Source organism: Oerskovia rustica (assembly GCF_014836555.1).
Lineage (GTDB): Bacteria > Actinomycetota > Actinomycetes > Actinomycetales > Cellulomonadaceae > Oerskovia > Oerskovia rustica.
Window position 1 is genome coordinate 110,897 of record NZ_JACSQQ010000007.1, and the last position, 19,421, is coordinate 130,317.

The window sequence follows — 19,421 nt, forward strand, 5'->3', positions numbered from 1 at the left end:
ACGACGGCGCCGCTCACTGCGGGGTGCCGCTCACCGCGAGGCGTCGCCACCGCGAGACGCGCTCGCCGCGGGCCGCCGGTCCCGGCGCCCGGCCTTCGCGGCGCCGTACACCGTCCCGAGGCGCCCCTCAGCGCCCCGACGGCCCTGCGGAGAGCTGCCCGAGGGCGAGCGCGACCTGGAGCACGAACGACTCGCGCGCGTCGAGCGGGTCCCAGCCGGTGATCTCGGCGACCTTGCGCAGGCGGTAGCGGACCGTGTTGGGGTGCACGTACAGGCTGCGTGAGGCGGCCTCGAGCGAGCGGCCCGTGCCGAGGTACGCGGACAGGGTCTCGAGGATCGCGCCCGTGCTCTCGAGCAGCGGACGGTACGCCTGGACGACGAGGGTGCGGCGCGCCGTGGTGTCGCCCGTCAGGACGCGCTCGGGCAGCAGGTCGTCCGCGAGGACCGGTCGCGGGGCCTGGGGCCAGGCGGGGGCCGCAGCCAGGCCGGCGAGCGCGGCCTGGGCCGAGCGGGCGGCGTCGTCGAGCGAGGGGACCGTGGGACCGATGACGACGGGTCCGGGACCGAACCGGGGGAGCAGCGAGGCGGCCGCGGCCTGCAGGTCGCCCGCCCCGCCCAGGACGAGGACGAGCCGGTCGCCGTGGATCCCGACGAGCGCGTCCCCGGCGGCGCGCCGGGTCGCGCGGCGCAGCTCGGCCGTGCGCAGGTCGTCGAGGGCCGACGTCGCGGTCCCCACCATGACCAGCGTGGATCCCTGCCCGCCCCAGCCGAGGGCCGAGACGCGCGAGCGCAGCGAGTCGTCGCCGTCACCGCGGATGAGCGCGTCCACGATCAGGGCCTCCAGGCGGGCATCCCACGCGCCGCGGACCTCGGCCGCGCGCGCGTAGACCTCGGCGGCGGAGAACGCGACCTCGCGCGAGTAGCGCAGCACCGCCTCGCGCAGGTCCCGCTCGCCGCCGGGGATCGCGAGGCGGTCGGAGTACGCCTCGACGACCTCGACGACGATCCGCACGAGCTGGAGGGTGTGCTGCAGGGAGATCGACCGCGTCAGCTCCGAGGGTGCCGCGGCGAAGATCTCGCTGACGCCGTGCGGCGGGGAGGCCGGGTTGGCGTACCAGGTCACGAACGCGGTGATGCCCGACTGGGCGACGAGCCCCACGTACGAGCGGTCATCGGCGGGCAGCGCCCGGTACCACGGAAGATCCTCGTCGAGACGCCGCAGGGCGGCGGCGGCGAGCATCCCGCTGCCGTCCCGAAGTCGCTGCAGGTTGTCGGTGTTCCCCGTGATCGGCACGCCCCGAGCATACGGCGTCGTTGTGGGGAGTCCACAAAACCTGGACCTGCGCTGTGTGATCTTCCGGGGGCGAGCCGCACCGGAGCCGCTAGTGTCGATCCATGGCCTTGATGCCCCGACTCCGACAGCTCATGCGACGCCCGTCCTCGGCGTCGACCGTGGGCGCGCGCCGTCCCACCAGCGCCGAGCGCCGCGGCGACACCGTGCACGAGGACGCCCTGCGCGCGATGCTCGTCGACGACCCCAACGACGAGCGGGCCTTCCAGGCGCTCGCGGAGATCGTCCGACGGCGCGCGGCCGAGTCGCACGTGTCGGCCGACCCGCTCGCGGCCCCGGCCGACGAGAGCGAGAAGCAGCGCGCCGCCGACCTCGCCGTCTGGGCGCTCGCGGAGGAGCTCGCGGGCCACCCCCGCGGGTGGTACCCGCTCGTCGAGCTGGGCAGGCTCTCGCTCGAGGACGACCAGGAGGCGGCGCTGCGCCGGTTCGCGACGGCCGCCGAGCGCGACCCGTCGGGCCTGGCGCTCGCCGAGAGCATGGAGATCCTGCGCGAGGCCGGGCTGCCGGTCGAGGCGCTGGGGCTCGGGGTGGGCCACTGGCGGGCCAAGGAGCACACGCCCGCCGCAGGCCGCCAGCTCGTCCTGGCCGCGATCGAGGCCGACCGCATCTTCGAGGCCAAGCACCACCTGGCGTCGCTCGCGATGCACCCGGACGCGGCGCTCGTCGCGCCGCTGCAGTCCGAGCTCACGCTCGCGATCGCGCAGGCCGAGCAGCACCGCTCGGGCACGTAGCCCGCGCACGCCCGACGGCGCCGCTCACCCGAGCGCCCGGCAGCCCCTGGGGCCGCCGCGTCGAGAGACCCACGAACGCCGACGGCGCCGCTCACCCCGGGAGGTGAGCGGCGCCGTCGGGCACTACGGGCGGGGGACGATCAGGAGTCGCCGCCCGCGTTGCCGGACGTGCCGGCCGTGACGTCCATCAGACGGTACTTCTCGATCGCCTGGGCCGAGGCCTCCGCGGGGACCTTGCCCTGCTTCGCGAGCTGCTGGAGCACGCGGACCACGACCGAGGGGCCATCGATCTTGAAGTGACGACGGGCCGCGGCACGCGTGTCGGAGAAGCCGAAGCCGTCCGCACCGAGCACCGCGTAGTCGCCCGGGATCCACTGGCGGACCTGGTCGGGGACGAGGTGGTCGTAGTCGCTCGTCGCGACGAACGGACCCTCGACGCCCTGGAGCTTGGCCGTCAGGTACGGCACGCGCGGCGTCGCGGCCGGGTTGAGGAACGCGTCCTGCTCGGCGGCCAGGCCGTCACGGCGCAGCTCGTTCCAGCTCGTGACGCTCCAGACGTCCGCGGAGACGCCCCAGTCCTTCTCGAGGAGCTCCTGCGCCTCCAGCGCCCACGGCACGCCCACGCCCGAGGCGAGGATCTGCGCCTTGGGGCCCGAGGCCTCGGACACCTTGATGCGGTGGATGCCGCGCAGGATGCCCTCGACGTCCACGTCCTCCGGCTCGACCGGCTGCTGCATGGGCTCGTTGTAGACCGTCAGGTAGTACATGACGTTCTGGTCGCGCCCGTCCTCGCCGTGACCGTCCTTGCCCGGCCCGTACATGCGCTCGATGCCGTCGCGCACGATGTGGCGGATCTCGTAGCCGTAGACCGGGTCGTACTGGACGATCGCCGAGTTGGTGCCTGCGAGCAGCGGCGAGTGACCGTCCGCGTGCTGCAGGCCCTCACCGGTGAGCGTCGTGCGCCCGGCCGTCGCGCCGATGATGAAACCGCGCGTGAGCTGGTCGCCCGCGGCCCAGAACTGGTCGCCCGTGCGCTGGAAGCCGAACATCGAGTAGAAGATGTAGAACGGGATCATCACCTCGCCCTGCGTGGCGTACGAGGTGCCGACCGACTGGAACGCGGCCGCGGAACCGGCCTCGTTGATGCCGGTGTGCATGATCTGACCGGCCTCGGACTCCTTGTAGCTCAGCATGAGCTCGCGGTCCACGGCGAGGTAGTTCTGGCCCTGCGTGTTGAAGATCTTCGCGGACGGGAAGATCGAGTCCAGACCGAAGGTCCGGGCCTCGTCCGGGATGATCGGCACGATGCGCTTGCCGATCTCCTTGTCCTTGATGAGGTCCTTGAGCAGACGGACGAACGCCATGGTGGAGGCGATCTCCTGGTTGCCCGAGCCCTTCTTGAGGATCTCGTACGTCTTGTCGCCCGGCAGCGTGACCGGGGCCGGCTCCGCACGACGCTCGGGCACGTACCCGCCGAGCTGGCGGCGGCGCTCCTGCATGTACTGGATCTCCGGCGCGTCGGCGCCCGGGTGGTAGTACGGGGGCTCGTACGGGTTGGCGTCGAGCTCCTCGTCCGTGATCGGGATGCGCAGCGAGTCGCGCAGCGTCTTGAGGTCCGCCAGGCCGACCTTCTTCATCTGGTGGGTCGAGTTGCGCCCGGCGAAGCCCGAGCCCAGGCCGTAGCCCTTGACCGTGTGCGCCAGGATGACCGTCGGCTGGCCCGTGTGGGCCGTGGCCGCCGCGTACGCCGCGTAGAGCTTGCGGTAGTCGTGGCCGCCACGCTTGAGGGCCCAGATGTCGTCGTCCGACATGTTCTCGACGAGCTGCTTGGTGCGCGGGTCGCGCCCGAAGAAGTGCTCGCGGATGAACGCGCCGCTCTCGGCACGGTACGTCTGGTAGTCGCCGTCGGGCGTGACGTTCATCAGGTTGACGAGCGCACGGTCCTTGTCGGCGTTGAGCAGGGTGTCCCACTCACGCCCCCAGATGACCTTGATGACGTTCCAGCCGGCGCCGCGGAACTGCGCCTCGAGCTCCTGGATGATCTTGCCGTTGCCGCGGACCGGGCCGTCGAGGCGCTGCAGGTTGCAGTTGACCACGAAGTTCAGGTTGTCCAGGCCCTGCTGCGCGGCGAGCTGCAGCATGCCGCGGCTCTCCGGCTCGTCCATCTCGCCGTCGCCGAGGAAGGCCCAGACGTTCTGCTGGCTCGTGTCCTTGATGCCGCGGTTGTGCAGGTAGCGGTTGGTCCACGCCTGGTAGATCGCCGAGGCCGGGCCGAGGCCCATGGAGACCGTGGGGAACTCCCAGAAGTCCGGCATGAGGCGCGGGTGCGGGTAGGACGGCAGACCGCCGCCCGCGTGCGACTTCTCCTGGCGGAACCCGTCGAGCTGGTCCGCCGAGAGGCGGCCCTCGAGGAACGCACGGGCGTAGACGCCGGGGCTCGCGTGACCCTGGAAGTAGACCTGGTCACCGCCGCCCGGGTGGTCCTTGCCGCGGAAGAAGTGGTTCAGGCCCACCTCGTACAGCGTCGCGACGGACGCGTAGGACGAGATGTGCCCGCCGACCCCGATCCCGGGGCGCTGCGCGCGCGTGACCATGACGGCCGCGTTCCACCGGTTCCAGCTGCGGTAACGACGCTCCATGGCCTCGTCACCGGGGAAGTACGGCTCTTCGTGCACACCGATGGTGTTGACGTAGGGGGTGTTCACCGACGTCGGGATCGCCACGTTGCGCTCGCGTGCTCGCTTGAGCATGTTGAGCAGGACGTAGCGGGCGCGGGGGCCACCACGGTCGTCGATCAGTCCGTCCAGGGACTCGACCCACTCGCTCGTCTCAGCGGGGTCGATGTCCGGTACTTGGCTGAGCAGACCGTTGATCAGCGGTCCGGTCTCGTCAAACGAAGCCACCAGCAACCTCATATCTTGTTCGGAGCGGTATTCGGATTGAATCACGGCGCGGTACACCGTGCCCGCTCACCTCCAGCCACTCCTGCGCGGCGGTAGCAGCCGCTGGTGGCGACTGTGCCTCCACACTCTCGGGTGGTCGAACCATTCTGTTACCCCGCGGCCTGGAAGTCACACCACAAGGGGGTCAAGAGAGCGTGATCTCCACGACACAGGAGTGTGTGCGTCCGGTGCGCAGAGGGTGGAGGAGAGGTTGTGGCGGGCGTCCGCGGTGTCCGTCGAGCGTGCGCGGTCGGGCGTCGTCGTGCTCGACGGCGGAGCGCCCGCCCCGTGCTCGAGGCACCTTCCGTGGCGCGCCGACGTTGTGCCGAGTGCAGAACACCGCAACACTGGTGCAACTGCACGGTGAAGAGGCCCGAGCGACGCACCCGCCCCTGCTGAGGCACGCGGGAGTGGTGTGGGCTACCTTTGCCAAGCAGGTCACAGATCATCGAGCAGTACGAAGAAGGGAAAGAGACACAAGTGGGAGCGACGCCGGACCCCCAGGGTGCAGGACGCCTGGGGTTCCTCTCTGGCCATGTGGTGCAGGAGTTCGGTTGGGGTGAGGACGTCGACGACGACCTCCGCGCCGAGATCGAGGAGCTCGTCGGCTCCGAGCTGGTGGACGAGGACTACGGAGACGTCACCGACGGTGTCGTGGTCTGGTGGCGCGAGGACGACGGCGACCTGACCGACATGCTCGTCGACGTCCAGACGGTCCTCGACGACGGCGGTCTCATCTGGATCTTCACGCCCAAGGCAGGCCGCGACGGCCACGTGGGCCACAACGACCTCCAGGAGGCCGCGACCACGGCCGGCCTGCACGCCACGAGCACGTTCGCGATCGCGCCGGACTGGTCCGCGACCAAGCTCGGCACGCGCGGCCGTGGCCGCTGAGGCCCCCGAGCTGACGGTCCGGCCGGGCGACCTCGCCCCCGACTTCACGCTCACCGACACGCACGGCACCCCGGTCCGCCTCGCGGACCTGCGCGGTCGACCCGTCCTGCTCGTGTTCGTGCCGTTCGCGTTCTCGGGCACGTGCACGAGCGAGCTGTGCGAGCTCCGCGACAACATCGCCGACTTCGAGACCGCGGGCGTCTCGCTCTACGCGATCTCGTGCGACCCCGTCTTCTCGCTCAAGGCCTGGGCCGCGCAGGAGGGGTACACGTTCGACCTCCTCTCGGACTTCTGGCCGCACGGCGAGGTCGCCCGCCAGTACGGGGTGTTCGACGACGAGCGCGGCCTCGCGATCCGCGGCAGCTTCCTGATCGACGCAGAAGGCGTCGTGCGGTGGTCCGTCGTGAACCCGCGCGGGCAGCGCCGGGACCTCGCCGGGTACCGGGCGGCGCTCGCGGATCTCTGACCCCGCAGCTCTCGACGGGCGTGCCGTGGCCTCGTGCCGTGGTGCGCCCGTCGGTTGCTTCGGGCCCGTCGGCGCGACGGGGCAGGGGCGCCGGACCTCGGGTGCTGGTCGTGGGTTCGTCGGCTGCTCTGGCCGGCTCCGCCCGTGGTGGCCGTACGCCGTCGGGCACGGGACGCCCGGCGTGCGGCGGATGTGCGAGGCAGGGCCGGTGACCCGGTAGGCTGTGCACCGCTGTTCTGGGGCCTGTAGCTCAGTTGGTTAGAGCGCCACGCTTACACCGTGGATGTCGGGGGTTCGAGTCCCTCCGGGCCCACCCCAACCCTCGCTCGACGAGGGCGCGCGAGGTCGAGCGGTCGCCCGACTCCCTCGCTCCCCGCCGAAGCTCTCTCGTCCTGCCTCTGGGCAGGTCGCGACGTCTTCGGCGCGTGCGCCGAGTGTGCAGTTCGGGTCGTTCACACACGTCGTGGACCGCCCGAACTGCACACTCGGCGAAGAGCCTCCTCGCGAGCCGACCATCAACATGCCCGACCCGGCCACCGGGGCCGTGCGGCGCCGTCGGGCGGGGAGGGGGCCGGCCGCGGCTGGCGTCCCCCGACGAATCACCCGCTCGATCTCCACTGACAGCATCGACGCGTGTCGGTGGCTTCTCCTACTGTGACCGACGACGCCGCGCCGACGGAGCGCGGCGGCCTCCGGACGCGGTCCGGCGGCCCGGAGGAGACGGTGGGACGCGTGTTCGACAAGATCAAGGGTTGGCTCCAGGGAGACCACGACGGCGCGGCCGAGGGCGGCGGCATGGCGCCCGGCCGGGCGGAGGGGCGGCGGCGCACCGCGCCCTCGGGTCGGCTGGTCGACGGACTGAAGATCCTGGACGCGGACACCGAAGGTCTCGCGGCCCGCGCGATCGCCTACGTCCACACTGGTGACGGACCGGAGCTCGTGACCGAGCTGTCGCAGCGCACCGACGACGCGGTGGACCGGCTGCTCAACCGGCCCGCGACGCTCGGCGTCTGGACCTACACGACCCAGGCCGAGGACAAGACCATCAAGGAGCGCGTGCCGGGCTGGAACGTCAGCAAGGGTGCCACCGCCCGCAGCAACCTGTACACGCTGACCGAGCCCGTCGGCATCGACGCGCTCGTGCGCCTGGGTCGCCTGTTCGCGGCCGTCTCGCCCGACGTCTCACGCGCCTCCGACCGGCTCCCGGCCTGGTTCGCGGCCCTCCTGACCGACACCGCCAAGACGTGCGGCGACCGTCGCACCACCGGCAAGAACGGCAAGCCGGGCGTGCGCAGCCAGTGGACCCCCGAGCTGCTGACCGCGATCCTGCGCGACGGCGGCGTGGCCGAGGAGAGCATCCCGACCGCCGTCGTGGCCGGGATCTTCGACCGCCCCGTCACCGCGGACTACTACGGCGACCCGCTCGCGGTGTTCGCGGCGCAGCCCGGCGTCGAGGAGTACCTGGTCGCGCACCCGGCCGACGTCGCCGCGGTCGCACCGCTGCTGCGCGCGACCGGCAAGGTCGAGCTCCTGCAGTTCCTGCGGACCCGGCCCGCTGCGCTCGACGCGTTCGTCGGGCTCGTCGCCCAGCTCGCGACCGACAACGCCAAGTCCGTGCGCGAGGAGGCCGCCGGGAACCTCGCGGCCCTGCCCGCCACGCGTCAGGTCGAGCTCCTCGAACCCCTGCTCACCACGATGCCCGCGAGCCGGCTCGCGGGGCTCGTGACCCACCTCGTCGGGGTCGAGGGCGGCATCGACGCCCTGCGGCGCGCGCACGCCGCCGACGGCCGGGGAGCTCGCGGCACGCTGCTGTCGAACGCGATCGAGCGGGCCACGGCCCTCGACGTCGCGACGGTCGTCGTCGACGAGCCCCTCGACGTCCCGCCCTTCACGCCCCTGCCCGAGGTCGTCCTCGGCGAGCCGTTCGTACGCTCGGCCCGCGACGCGGTCGACCGCCGGCTCGCCGCGGCCCGCGACGAGCTCGCCGTGCTCGAGGCGCTGCCCAAGGCCGAGGCCCAGAGCTGGCGCCTGTCCCACGCCCGGGGAGCCGTCAAGGACCTCGCGGCCATCACCGACGACCACCTCACGCAGGTCGCGCAGTACCTCTCGGGTGCCCTGACCAAGGTGCCGCCGCACAAGGTGCTCATCGAGCTCCAGGCGCCTGCGATCCGGAGCCGGCTCGACGGCCTGACCATGCTGCACGACATCCGCTTCGCGCGCTCGCACGGCGGCGGCCGGCAGCGCTACCCCTGGTACCAGCTCAACGCGACGACCGACATCGCGCTCGACCTCCGGATCCTCGCCGACGGCGTCGAGCGTGCCGGCGTCCAGGACTCCGAGGCGGCCGTCGCCGAGCTCGTGTTCGACTCCTGGTTCGCCCGCGGCACGTTCGCCCCCGAGCACCTGTGGCCCTACTTCGCCGAGCACCCGCGCGCGCTCGACACGATCCTGGGGCTGCGTCCGCCGAGCACGGTCGGAACCTCCAGCCGCTCGGAGCGGCTCGAGGTCGCCCTCACGATCCTCGGCGGGTTCCCGACGATCCCGAACCGCTACCTCCCACGGCTGGCCGAGCTCGCTCTGGGTGAGGGCAAGACGCACCGCGTCGCGGCGCAGAAGGTCCTCGAGTCGCACGTCGGCGCGCGCGACCTGGCCGAGCAGGGCCTGCGCGACGGGAAGGCCGAGATCCGCGCCACGGCCGCCGTCTGGCTCCAGCGCCTCGGCGACCCGGCAGCGATCCCGGCACTGCGAGCCGCGCTCGCCAAGGAACGTCGCGAGGTGGCCCGCGCGGCGCTCCTCGGCGCCCTCGAGGCGCTCGGCGACGACATCGCCCCCGAGCTCGCGCCCGCGACGCTGCTCGCCGAGGCGACCAAGGGCCTCAAGGCCAAGGCACCCGCGAGCATGGCCTGGTTCCCGCTCGACGGCCTGCCCACGCTCCGCTGGGCCGCCGACGGCGAGCCCGTGCCGGTCGAGGTCGTGCGGTGGTGGGTCGTGCTCGCGGTCAAGCTCAAGGACCCGAGCGGGCTGGGCCTGATCGCGCGCTACGAGTCCCTGCTCGACGACGAGAGCCGTGCGGCGCTCGGCCGGTTCGTGCTCGACGCGTGGATCGGCAAGGACACCCAGGGCCCCACGGCCGAGGAGAGCCGGGCCTACGCGGACGGCGAGGCCCAGCAGCGGTACGACCGCTACCAGCACTGGTACAAGCAGCACCCCCAGTATTACGAGGCCGAGGCCTCGCGGACCGTCGACCAGCACCACCAGGATGCGTTCCGTGAGCACCAGGCGAACTACCTCGGGTCGGCCATCGCCGACAAGGGGCTGCTCGCGCTGACCGTCGGTATGCCGGGCGCCGAGCTGACGCGCACCGTGCAGCAGTACCTCAAGACGCACATCACGCGCCGCGCCCAGATCGAGGCCCTCGTCCGGGCGCTCGCGGCCAACGGCGACCCCGCGTCGATCCAGCTCCTGCTGTCCGTGGCGCGGCGTCACCGCCAGGCCACGGTGCAGGCGGCCGCGCAGCAGCTCGCCGAGGACCTGGCAGAACGACGCGGCTGGTCCGCCGAAGAGCTGGCGGACCGCACCGTGCAGACTGCGGGCTTCGAGGACGACGGGATCCTGCACCTCGACCTCGGGTCGCGCGAGTACACCGGACGCATCACGCCCACGTTCACGCTCGAGCTCACCAACGACGCGGGGAAGGTCGTCAAGGCGCTGCCTGCGCCCCGCGCGGACGACGACCCCGGCCAGGTCAAGGCCGCCAAGTCGCAGCTCTCGACGAGCCGCAAGGAGCTCAAGGCCGTCGTCGCGCTCCAGACCCAGCGCCTCTACGAGGCCATGTGCACGGGGCGCGAGTGGCCCGTCGCGGACTGGCTCGAGTTCGTGGCCGGGCACCCCGTCATGTCCCGGCTCGCGGCCGGGCTCGTCTGGCTCGAGAACCCCGGTCCGGACCAGCGGGCGTTCCGCCCGGGCGATGCCGGAGCGCTCATCGACGTCGACGACGAGGACGTGACCCTCGCGCAGGGCTCGACGGTCTCGGTCGCGCACGGCGTGCTGCTCGGCGCGGACGAGGCCGGCCGATGGCGCGAGCACCTCGCGGACTACGAGATCAGGCCGCTGTTCGACCAGCTCACGGTCGACGTCCCCGCCCTGGACAGCCAGGCGACCGCGATCAGCGACCGCAAGGGCTGGCTCACGGACAGCTTCACGGTCCGCGGGCGGGCGACCAAGCTCGGCTACGCGCGCAGCCAGGCCGAGGACGGCGGCTGGTTCTCGGGCTACGAGAAGGCGTACCCGAGCGTCGGGATCACCGCGGTCATCGAGTTCACGGGCGCGTTCCTGCCCGAGGAGAACATCCCCGCGGCGATCACCGAGCTCGTGTTCCGTCGTTCGACCCGGGCCTACGGGCAGAGCGCCGAGGCACGTCTCGCCGACCTGCCGCCCGTCCTCGTCGCGGAGTCGTACCGCGACTACCTGACCGTCGCTGCCGGTGGCAGCTTCGACGCCGCCTGGGAGAAGAAGAGCGCATGGTGACCACTCCGCCCACCTCTGCGAGCACCCACGACGAGGCATCGGCCCTCGACCGCGGCCCCGCCCAGGAGATCCGCCCGCCCGCCGAGGTGCGCTTCGCGGACGAGCTCGCGGTGCTCGAGGCCGCCGACCGGGCCAAGGGCTCCGAGCTGCCGCCCGGGTGGCGGCTCAGCCCCCGTGCCGTGCGGGCCTTCGTCGTGGGCGACGCCGAGCTCGGGGTGCGACGGAAGTTCTACGGTGACGACCCGCTCGTGGACCGAGCCGTCGTGTCCTTGCTCGGTCGCCAGGGACTCATGCTCGTGGGGGAGCCCGGTACCGCGAAGTCGATGCTGTCCGAGCTGCTCGCGGCCGCGGTGAGCGGGACGTCGAACCTCACCGTCCAGGGCACCGCGGGCACGACCGAGGACCACGTCCGTTACTCGTGGAACTACGCGCTGCTCATCGCCGAGGGACCCAGCGAGCGATCGCTCGTCCCGTCGGCCGTCCAGCAGGCCATGAGCGCGGGCAAGGTCGTCCGGTTCGAGGAGATCACACGCTGCGCGCCCGAGATCCAGGACACCCTCGTCTCGATCCTCTCCGAGAAGCAGCTCATGATCCCCGAGCTCGGCAGCGAGGCACGGGTATCGGCCCGTCCGGGGTTCAACGTGCTCGCGACCGCGAACCTCAAGGACCGGGGAGTCCACGAGATGTCGGCGGCGCTCAAGCGACGGTTCAACTTCGAGACCATCAAGCCCCTCACGGACCGCCAGTTCGAGATAGACCTCATCGAGGCCCAGCTCACGGCAGAGCTCGGCCCGGCGAGCGAGCGCCCACCGCTCGCGCGGGACGTCCTGGACGTGCTCGTCACGGCGTTCCAGGACCTGCGGGCCGGGGCAACGAGCAACGGCGCCCCCGTCAAGCGTCCCGAGACCGTCATGTCGACGGCCGAGGCCGTGAACGTCGCGGTCGCCGCGTCGCTCGAGGCCCGCTACCTGGGCGACGGCACCGTGACCCCCGCCGAGGTCGCGCGCCAGCTCGCGGGGGTGGCCTCCAAGGGCGACGAGGAGGACGCGCGACGCCTGCGGCACTACGTCGACAACGTCGTGCGCGAGCGGGCGCGACGCGACCCGCGCTGGAAGTCCTTCCTCTCCGCGGCGGAGTCCTTGTGGCAGTAGTTCAGGCCTCGGCAGCGGCGGCACGGGCGGCATGGGGGCGTGCACCCGCGCGCATGCAACGTGCCGCCGCTGCGGTCGAGCGCCTGCGGGCCGACGGGATCTATCTCGCGCCTGTCCGGCACCACAGCCCGGCGTGCGCGCTCGCGGTCGGGGCGCTCGTCGAGGAGGTGCGGCCCGCCGTCGTGCTCGTCGAGGGGCCCGAGGAGTACGGGCGACTGCTGCCCGCGCTGCTCGACCCCCGCACGCGCCCGCCCGTCGCGGTCCTGAGCCTGGGCACCGAGGGCGGCGGCGCGGGCTTCTACCCGCTCGCCGAGTTCTCGCCCGAGTGGGTGGCGCTGCGCACCGGGTCCCGTCTGGGCGCGGAGGTCGCGTTCGTCGACCTGTCGTGGGTCGCGCGTGCGGGCGACGAGCGGTCCGGCGACGCGCCCGGACGAGGTGTGCCCGACGACGGCGCGAGCGTCGAGGACGCGCCCGGCGGAGCCGACGACGCCCCGGGAGCCGACGACGACGCGTTCGCCCGTACGCTCCAGTCCGAGCGCAACCTCGCGCACTCGCGGACGATCGCCGCGGTCGCCGAGCGCCTGGGGTGCCGCGACCACGACGAGGTGTGGGACCACCTCTTCGAGGCGCGCACGAGCGAGCGGCTCGCGGACTGGCGCGAGCTCTTCGACGACGTGTTCGCATGGGCGGGGCTCGCACGCCTCGACTACGAGGAGGAGGTGCTCGACGCCGACGGGTCGCTCGCGCGCGAGGCCCTCATGTCGGCCCGGGTCGCCGAGCACCGGGCCCGGGTCGAGGGGCCGGTGGTCGTGGTGACCGGCGCGTTCCACACGCTCGCGCTCGTCGAGGCGCTCACGGGCGCGCCCGAGGGCGAGGCGGTCGTGCGCCGCCGTCCCGCCGGGGGCTACGGCCCGCCGACGTCGGCCGACGCCTGGCTCATCCGCTACGACCACGAGCGGCTCGACGGGCTGCGGGGCTACGGGGCGGGCATGCCGTCGCCCGGCTTCTACGAGCGTCTCTGGGCCGCGCACCGGGAGCCGGGTGGGCCGAGCGCGCTGGGTACGTCGCTGCTGGTCGACGTCGCCGCGGAGGCCACCGCGCGGGGGGCGCAGGTGAGCCTGGCCGAGATCGCGTCGGCGGCCGAGCAGGCGACCAGGCTCGCGGACCTGCGCGAGCGCCCGTGGCCTGGACGCACGGACCTCCTCGACGCGCTCACGTCGTGCTTCGTCAAGGACGACGGCGGGCTCGACGTGGGCATCGGGCGCCCGCTCGGGCAGGCGGTCGCCGAGGTGTTCGGAGGGCGTGCGCTCGGCGAGGTACCGCCCGGCACCGCGTCACCGCCGCTCGTGCAGCGCGCGAGGGAACGGGCCGAGGAGCTGCGTCTCGTGGTGACGGACTCGACGCCGCGTCGCACGCGTCTCGACGCCCGCCGCACGCCCCGCCACCGGGAGCGCCGGGCGTTCCTGGCGCTCATGGACTTCGTCGGGAGCGGGTTCGCGCACCAGGTCTCGGGGCCCGACCACGTCGCGGGGCGCGGCATGGGCCTCCTGATCGAGGAGTGGGAGTACGCCTGGACCCCCCTCGTCGAGGCGTCGCTGGTCGAGCTGTCGCACCAGGGTGCGACCCTCGAGGCCGTCGCGGTGCACCGCCTCCACCGCCTCGAGCACGAGCTCGCGACGACGGGTCGCTCGGCGCTCGGCGTGGCCCGCCTCGTGGCCCAGGCCGTCGTCGCGGGACTGTCGGAGCATCTCGACCGCCTGGTAGCGCTCCTGCGCTCGACGCTCGACGTCGACCCGTCGCTCGAGTCCGTCGTGGGCGGGCTGCACCGCCTCGTGGACCTGTGGGACGCGCGCGTCGAGCTGGGCCTGGAGGACCACGCGGACGACCTGCTGGACCTGCTCGACCACGGCCTCGCAACGGTCGCCTACCTCGTCCCGGGCCTCGGTGCGGTCGACGCGGACGCGGAACCTGCCGCCGTCGGGACGCTCGTCGCCCTGCGCGACCTCCTGCGGGAGGCGGGCCGCGCCACGCCCGCACCCGTGCCCGACGGCGGTGCACACCCCCGCGGGGACGCGCCCCCGCCCGGCGGCGCCCTCACGCGCACGACGGGTCGGGCCGAACCCGTGCTCCGCGAGCTCGCCCGGCTCCGCGAGGACCGCGGCGCGGCCCCCGGCGTCCGGGGTGCGCTCGTGGCGCTCGCTGCGACCGAGGACGCTCTCGACGACGACGTCCTGGTCGCCGAGGTGCGTGCCCAGCTCAGCCCGGGCGCTGACCCGGTCGCCGTCGTCCGCTTCCTGGGCGGCCTGCTGCGCGTCGCCCCGGACCTCCTGCTGCACACCCCCGAGCTCTTCGACGCCGTCCACACCGGTCTCCGTGACCTCGACGGGGACGCGTTCCTGGCCGTGCTGCCGGACCTGCGCCGCGCGTTCACGTGGCTCAAGCCCGCCGAGACGCACCGGCTCGCGCAGCAGGTCGCGACGCGCACCGGCTCCCGGGCAGAGAGGATCGACGTGCACCTGGCCGCGACCGAGCAGGACCTCCGTGCGGGGCTCGCGCTCGAACGCGAGCTCGCCGCGATGCTCACGCGCGACGGGCTGGGCGCCTGGGGCTTCGGCGCGTCGCGGCACACCCCTGCCAACCCTCTGTCGGACCAGGAGAACCAGCCGTGACCGTCCCGACCGCCCGCCCGGCGGCGACCGCCGATGAGCTCGAGGCCGCACGCCGCTGGCGGCTCGTCCTGGGCCGCTACGCCGCGCAGGAGCTTCCGCAGGACCCGTCCGACGCCGGAGTCGAGCGCGCGCTGCAGTACCTCTACGACCGCGAGTACGTCGAGCGCGGGCACCGCCTGGGCAAGGGGCCGGGCGGGCGTGGTGGTGGCGGGAGCCTCGACCCGTCGGCGCTCAAGGCGCTCGACTGGCTCGGCCAGGCTCGCACGCTGTTCCCGCGCGAGACGTTCGAGCGCATGCAGGTCGACGCCGTCAGCCGGTACCAGCTCACGGACCTGCTCGCCGACCCGGAAGCGGCCGAGGCCCTCGAACCCAGCCGGGAGCTCGCGACCGCGCTGCTGCAGGTGCGCGGTCGCCTCGACGAGCGTGCCGCCGCCGGTCTCCGCACGGTCATCGCGCGCGTCGTGGAGGACATCGTGCGACGGCTGCGCCCGCAGTTCGCGACCGCGCTCACCGGCCGCAAGGACAGGTCGCGACGCTCGATGCACAAGGTCAGCCAGAACTTCGACGGCAAGCGCACCCTCCGGGCCAACCTCTCGCGCTACGACCCGGAGTCCGGGCGACTGATCGTGCAGGACGTGCGGTTCGTGTCGCGGGCGCGACGCACGCTCACCTGGGAGGTCGTCCTGCTCGTCGACCAGTCGGGCTCCATGGCAGCCTCGCTGCTCTACAGCGCGGTGTGTGCGGGGATCATGTCGGCGCTGCCGGGGATCACGGTCCGGCTCGCGGTCTTCGACACGAACGTCGTCGACCTCTCGCACCTCGCGCACGACCCGGTCGCGGTCCTGCTGACGGCACAGCTGGGCGGAGGCACCGACATCGCGAAGGCGGTGCGCTACGCCGAGCAGCAGGTCACGAACCCGAGCCGCACGGTCGTGGTGCTCGTGAGCGACTTCGAGGAGGGCGGCTCGGTCACCCAGCTCCTCGCGGGCGTTCGCCGCCTCGCGGAGTCGGGCGTCCGGATGCTGGGGCTGGCGGCGCTGGACGAGGCCGCCGAGCCCGTCTACGACCACGGGACGGCCCGCCGCCTCGCCGAGTGCGGCATGCACGTCGCAGCCCTCACGCCCGACCGGTTCGCCGAGTGGCTCGGGGAGGTGCTCGTATGACGCCGGGCTGGCTCGCGGTCTTCGCGGGATACGACGACGCCGCGCTCGTCGCGCTCGCCAACACCGGTCTGCTGCGGCGCGCCCGCAAGGACCTCGTGGCAGGCGACGTGTCGCTCACGTCGGAGTCCACGGTCGAGGTCGTGGTCGCGTGCGGGAGCGCGGTGGTGCGGCTCGGGCCCAAGGGGCCGGTGGCGGCGTCGTGCTCGTGCCCGACGGCGGGCGTGTGCCAGCACGTCGTCGCGGCGTGCCTGTGGGCCCGTGAGCGGGTGACGGGCGGGACGTCGGGGGAGCCGGGATCGACCGCTGCGGTCGTGGACGGGCCGCGCTCCACGACCGCAGGCCGCGGTGCCGAGGACGCGGGCCCGCGCGACCCCGCCGGCCCGCACGGGCCCGCCGAGCCCGCGCCGACCAGCGCCGACGCCGGTCGCGCCGTGGGCCCCGGCGCCGTCGACCGTGCGACCGCCCCGGACGTCCTGGCCGACCTCCTCGCGCTCGAACCCGTCGCCGTGTGCCGGGCCGCGGGCAGGCCCGCGCTGCGCCGGGTCGTCGAACGGCTCCCGGCCGCGCTTCTCGCCGGGCTCGCGCAGGAAGGCCCGGGGGCACCGACCGCGTGCGAGGTCACGGCCGACGGCGCGCGGCTCACGATCGGGTGGACCGACGGCAGCGACACCCCGACCCACGTCGTGTTCGTGGCCCCCGCGGGGTTCGCGGGCATGGTCGTCGCCGGTGCGCGCTCGGCCGGCGACCAGGGCGCAGCACGGCTCGAGGCCGTCGTCCGGGTCTTCGCCCGCGAGGGCAGGCCGTGGACGTGGCCCCACGAGATCGAGGTCGAACGCTCGGGCGAGCTGACCACCGCCCAGCGCGCGGGGATCGAAGAGGTGAGCGCCGTCGTCGGGCACGTGGTCGACGCCGGGCTGTCCCACCTCGGTGCCGACGCCGCAGACACGCTGCGCGGGGCCGCGGCCCGCGCGCGGCTCGTCGGCCTGCTGCTGCTCCACCGGCTGCTGCTCGTCGCCGCAGGCCTCGTCGCGGGTCTCGCGTCGCGCGACGACGACGTGAGCGAGGCCGACGCGCTCGGTGCCCTCGCCGAGGCGTGGGCGCTCGCGGCGGCGCTGCGGGACGCTCCCGTCGGGGCGCTCCCCGCCCTCCTGGGGGCACCGGTGCGCCGGACCACCGACGCGGAACCCGGCGACGACCTTCCCGGCCGCCTCGTCCCGCTCGGCGTGCGGTGGTGGCGGGCACCGAGCGGCGCCCGCGGCCTGACGCTCACGGCCTGGGACACGCGTCACGGGACGCTGAGGACCGCGACGGTCGCGCGGCCCTCGGGCGCGGACCCGACCTTCCGCCGCGACGTCGACCTGCCGCTGCTCTGGAAGGCGTCGGTCGCCGCGGCGTGCGCGGGTCCGTTCGAGCTCGCCGACGCCGAGATGCGGCCCGACGGGTCGATCAGCACGACCGCGCGCACGAGCCTCGTCCCCGGCGGGGGCTTCGACGTCGGTGAGCTGCGGGAGATCGCGCAGCACCTGGACGGGGTGACCACCGGGACGGTCGGGTTCGGACGGGCTCGGCGTCGCGTCCGGCTCGTGATGGTGCGCGAGACCGGGGCCGTCGGGGTCGACGAGGTCCGCCGCGACGTCACCTGGCCGGTCACGGCCGCCGACGGCGTCACGCACGTCCTGCGCGTGGGCGTCGAGCACGAGCGCAGCGTCGAGGCGCTGCTGTCGGTCGTGGCGTCGCGCAAGCAGGTGGTCGCGGTCCTCGTCGAGCGCGACGCCTCGACGGGGGCGGACGAGCCCGTCGGAGTGTTCCTGCGGACGGGCCAGGGGAGCGTCGAGCTCTTCTCGCCGTCGATGTCCCCCGTGTTCCGCGCGGTGAGCTGGACCGCGCTGCGCCGACTGAGGGCCCGGATCGCGGCGCTGCACCGGGGCTCGACCGTCCATGTGGCCGAACCGGTCGCCCGTGGCCCGGTGGCACGCGTGTGCGAACCCGCGCTCGAGGTCGTGGACTCGCTCGGCGCGACCGGACGCCGCAGGCTCACCGCGCACCAGCAGAGCGTGCTCGGCGACCGTGCGCGGCTCGCCCACGACCTCGGGATGGTGACCGTGGGCCGCACGATCGAGGCGCTGACGACTGACGTGTCGACCTTCACGCTCCTGCGCGCACGTTTCGTGCTCGGACGAGCGGCGGCGCTCGCGGACGCCTAGCGCAGGGCGGTCACCGTCAGGGGCGAGGGTGGTGAATCCGCACCTCGCAGAGTTCTGGTCATTTTCGTCACAGCATTTTCGGTGCCGTGAAGTGCATTCTTCGTTGCCCGAGGCGATGTGAAGATGGCGTGGTGGACCTGTCGATGTTCTGTTTGCACCTCAAAGGTCGACGAATTGTGCGCATAGTGTCCTGCGGGCCGGACGGGGGAAGACGTATCCGGCCGGGAGGATTCGGTACGCCGATTCTTCTGCCATGTGTGACCGATACCTGTGATCGGAGTTCCGTATGACGAAGTACGCAGCTTTCTACGTTCCCTTGACCGCCGCGGCGCTCGCCCTGACGGGCGGCGTCTCCGCGTGGGCGGCGCCCGCGAGCGCACCCACGAGCGCGATCGCCGCGGCGAGCATCTCGACGGGCACTCTCGAGCTCGCGGCGCCCGGTGGCGGATGGTCCTACGAAGGGGCCACCGGCCCTGAGCACTGGGGCGAGATCGCCTCGACGTGCGCCTCGACGCCGACGAGCAAGCAGTCGCCCGTCGACATCCCGCTGCGCTCCCTCACGGAGAGCCGCAAGGTCAAGGCTCCCGTGCTCGACTACGAGCGCGCCGCGTTCACGGTCCGCGACACCGGGGAGACCATCCAGGCCGACCTGACCACGGTCGGCCCCAACGCCATCACGCTCGACGGGACCCGCTACGAGCTCCGGCAGTTCCACCTGCACACCCCGAGCGAGCACACGATCGACGGCGAGCCGGCTGCGATGGAGCTCCATCTGGTGCACCAGAGCGCCGAGGGCAAGCTTGCGGCGCTCGGGGTGCTGTTCGAGCTCGGCCGGGAGAACGCTGCTCTCGCCGGCTTCTTCGACGCGATCCCGGCGGCCGCCGGGGCGACGTCGTCGGTCGCGCCCCAGCCGGTCCAGATCAACCCGGCTCACCTGGTGCCCGCGTGGTCGGACCTGATCCGCTACGACGGGTCGCTGACGACGCCGCCGTGCAGCGAGGGCGTGCTCTGGAGCGTCTACGAGCGTCCTCGGACGATCTCGAAGTCGCAGCTCGGCGCCTTCACCGCGGTGCACCCGGAGAACAGTCGTCCGGTGCAGCCGCTCAACGGCAGGAGCCTGTTCGAGGTCGACGTGGACTGACGCCTCGTCCGGCTGGAAAGGCGTCCGGTCTCCGACTTCTTGTCGGCGGCCGGACGCTTTTTTCGTCGGATCCGAAGGTGGAAATGAGAACTCTCTCATGAGGGGCCGGATTTCTGGTTCCGCCGTTCAGGAATTGCCGACAATACCTGTGATGATGACGGCGCGTATCTGTGGCCCCGGCA

11 protein-coding genes and 1 tRNA gene are annotated in these 19,421 nt (G+C 73.1%); 10 read left to right on the forward strand and 2 right to left on the reverse strand.

What is annotated here, in order from left to right:
* Positions 1 to 127 precede the first annotated feature (127 nt).
* Entirely contained in the window at positions 128 to 1,240 is a 1,113-nt protein-coding gene (locus H9652_RS05935) for a PucR family transcriptional regulator (protein WP_191795469.1), read from the reverse strand.
* A 155-nt stretch (positions 1,241 to 1,395) separates the two neighbouring features.
* On the opposite strand from H9652_RS05935, the gene H9652_RS05940 reads away from it, so the two are divergent.
* Positions 1,396 to 2,082 (forward strand): hypothetical protein, encoded by a 687-nt coding sequence (locus H9652_RS05940; RefSeq protein ID WP_138824139.1) that lies wholly within the window; start codon positions 1,396 to 1,398, stop codon positions 2,080 to 2,082.
* Positions 2,083 to 2,222: 140 nt separating this feature from the next.
* On the opposite strand, the gene aceE is transcribed toward H9652_RS05940, so the two are convergent.
* Positions 2,223 to 4,985, reverse strand: a complete 2,763-nt coding sequence (aceE, locus tag H9652_RS05945) for a pyruvate dehydrogenase (acetyl-transferring), homodimeric type (protein WP_191795427.1) — start codon at positions 4,983 to 4,985, stop codon at positions 2,223 to 2,225.
* Positions 4,986 to 5,504: 519 nt separating this feature from the next.
* On the opposite strand from aceE, the gene H9652_RS05950 reads away from it, so the two are divergent.
* The 9 genes from H9652_RS05950 (at position 5,505) to H9652_RS05990 (ending at position 19,239) form a co-directional block, all read left to right on the forward strand.
* Complete coding sequence (locus H9652_RS05950; protein ID WP_030151692.1) at positions 5,505 to 5,918, forward strand: DUF3052 domain-containing protein; 414 nt, start codon at positions 5,505 to 5,507, stop codon at positions 5,916 to 5,918.
* Positions 5,908 to 6,384 (forward strand): peroxiredoxin, encoded by a 477-nt coding sequence (locus H9652_RS05955; protein ID WP_318244003.1) that lies wholly within the window; start codon positions 5,908 to 5,910, stop codon positions 6,382 to 6,384. The genes H9652_RS05950 and H9652_RS05955 overlap by 11 nt, the downstream gene beginning before the upstream one ends.
* A gap of 239 nt (positions 6,385 to 6,623) precedes the next feature.
* Positions 6,624 to 6,697 (forward strand) — tRNA-Val (locus tag H9652_RS05960).
* Between the two features lie 419 nt (positions 6,698 to 7,116).
* Positions 7,117 to 10,911 (forward strand): DUF4132 domain-containing protein, encoded by a 3,795-nt coding sequence (locus tag H9652_RS20230; protein WP_191795428.1) that lies wholly within the window; start codon positions 7,117 to 7,119, stop codon positions 10,909 to 10,911.
* The gene (locus H9652_RS05970) at positions 10,905 to 12,062 is read left to right on the forward strand and encodes an ATP-binding protein (protein WP_191795429.1); all 1,158 of its coding nucleotides are present in this window, start codon (positions 10,905 to 10,907) and stop codon (positions 12,060 to 12,062) included. Before H9652_RS20230 ends, H9652_RS05970 begins: the two co-directional genes overlap by 7 nt.
* 53 nt (positions 12,063 to 12,115) lie before the next feature.
* Complete coding sequence (locus tag H9652_RS05975) at positions 12,116 to 14,731, forward strand: DUF5682 family protein (RefSeq protein ID WP_191795430.1); 2,616 nt, start codon at positions 12,116 to 12,118, stop codon at positions 14,729 to 14,731.
* Complete coding sequence (locus tag H9652_RS05980) at positions 14,728 to 15,894, forward strand: VWA domain-containing protein (RefSeq protein WP_191795431.1); 1,167 nt, start codon at positions 14,728 to 14,730, stop codon at positions 15,892 to 15,894. Before H9652_RS05975 ends, H9652_RS05980 begins: the two co-directional genes overlap by 4 nt.
* On the forward strand, positions 15,891 to 18,098 hold the full coding sequence (locus tag H9652_RS05985) for a hypothetical protein (RefSeq protein WP_191795432.1): 2,208 nt from the start codon (positions 15,891 to 15,893) through the stop codon (positions 18,096 to 18,098). The genes H9652_RS05980 and H9652_RS05985 overlap by 4 nt, the downstream gene beginning before the upstream one ends.
* Positions 18,099 to 18,384: 286 nt before the next feature.
* On the forward strand, positions 18,385 to 19,239 hold the full coding sequence (locus H9652_RS05990; RefSeq protein ID WP_191795433.1) for a carbonic anhydrase: 855 nt from the start codon (positions 18,385 to 18,387) through the stop codon (positions 19,237 to 19,239).
* Positions 19,240 to 19,421 lie beyond the last annotated feature (182 nt).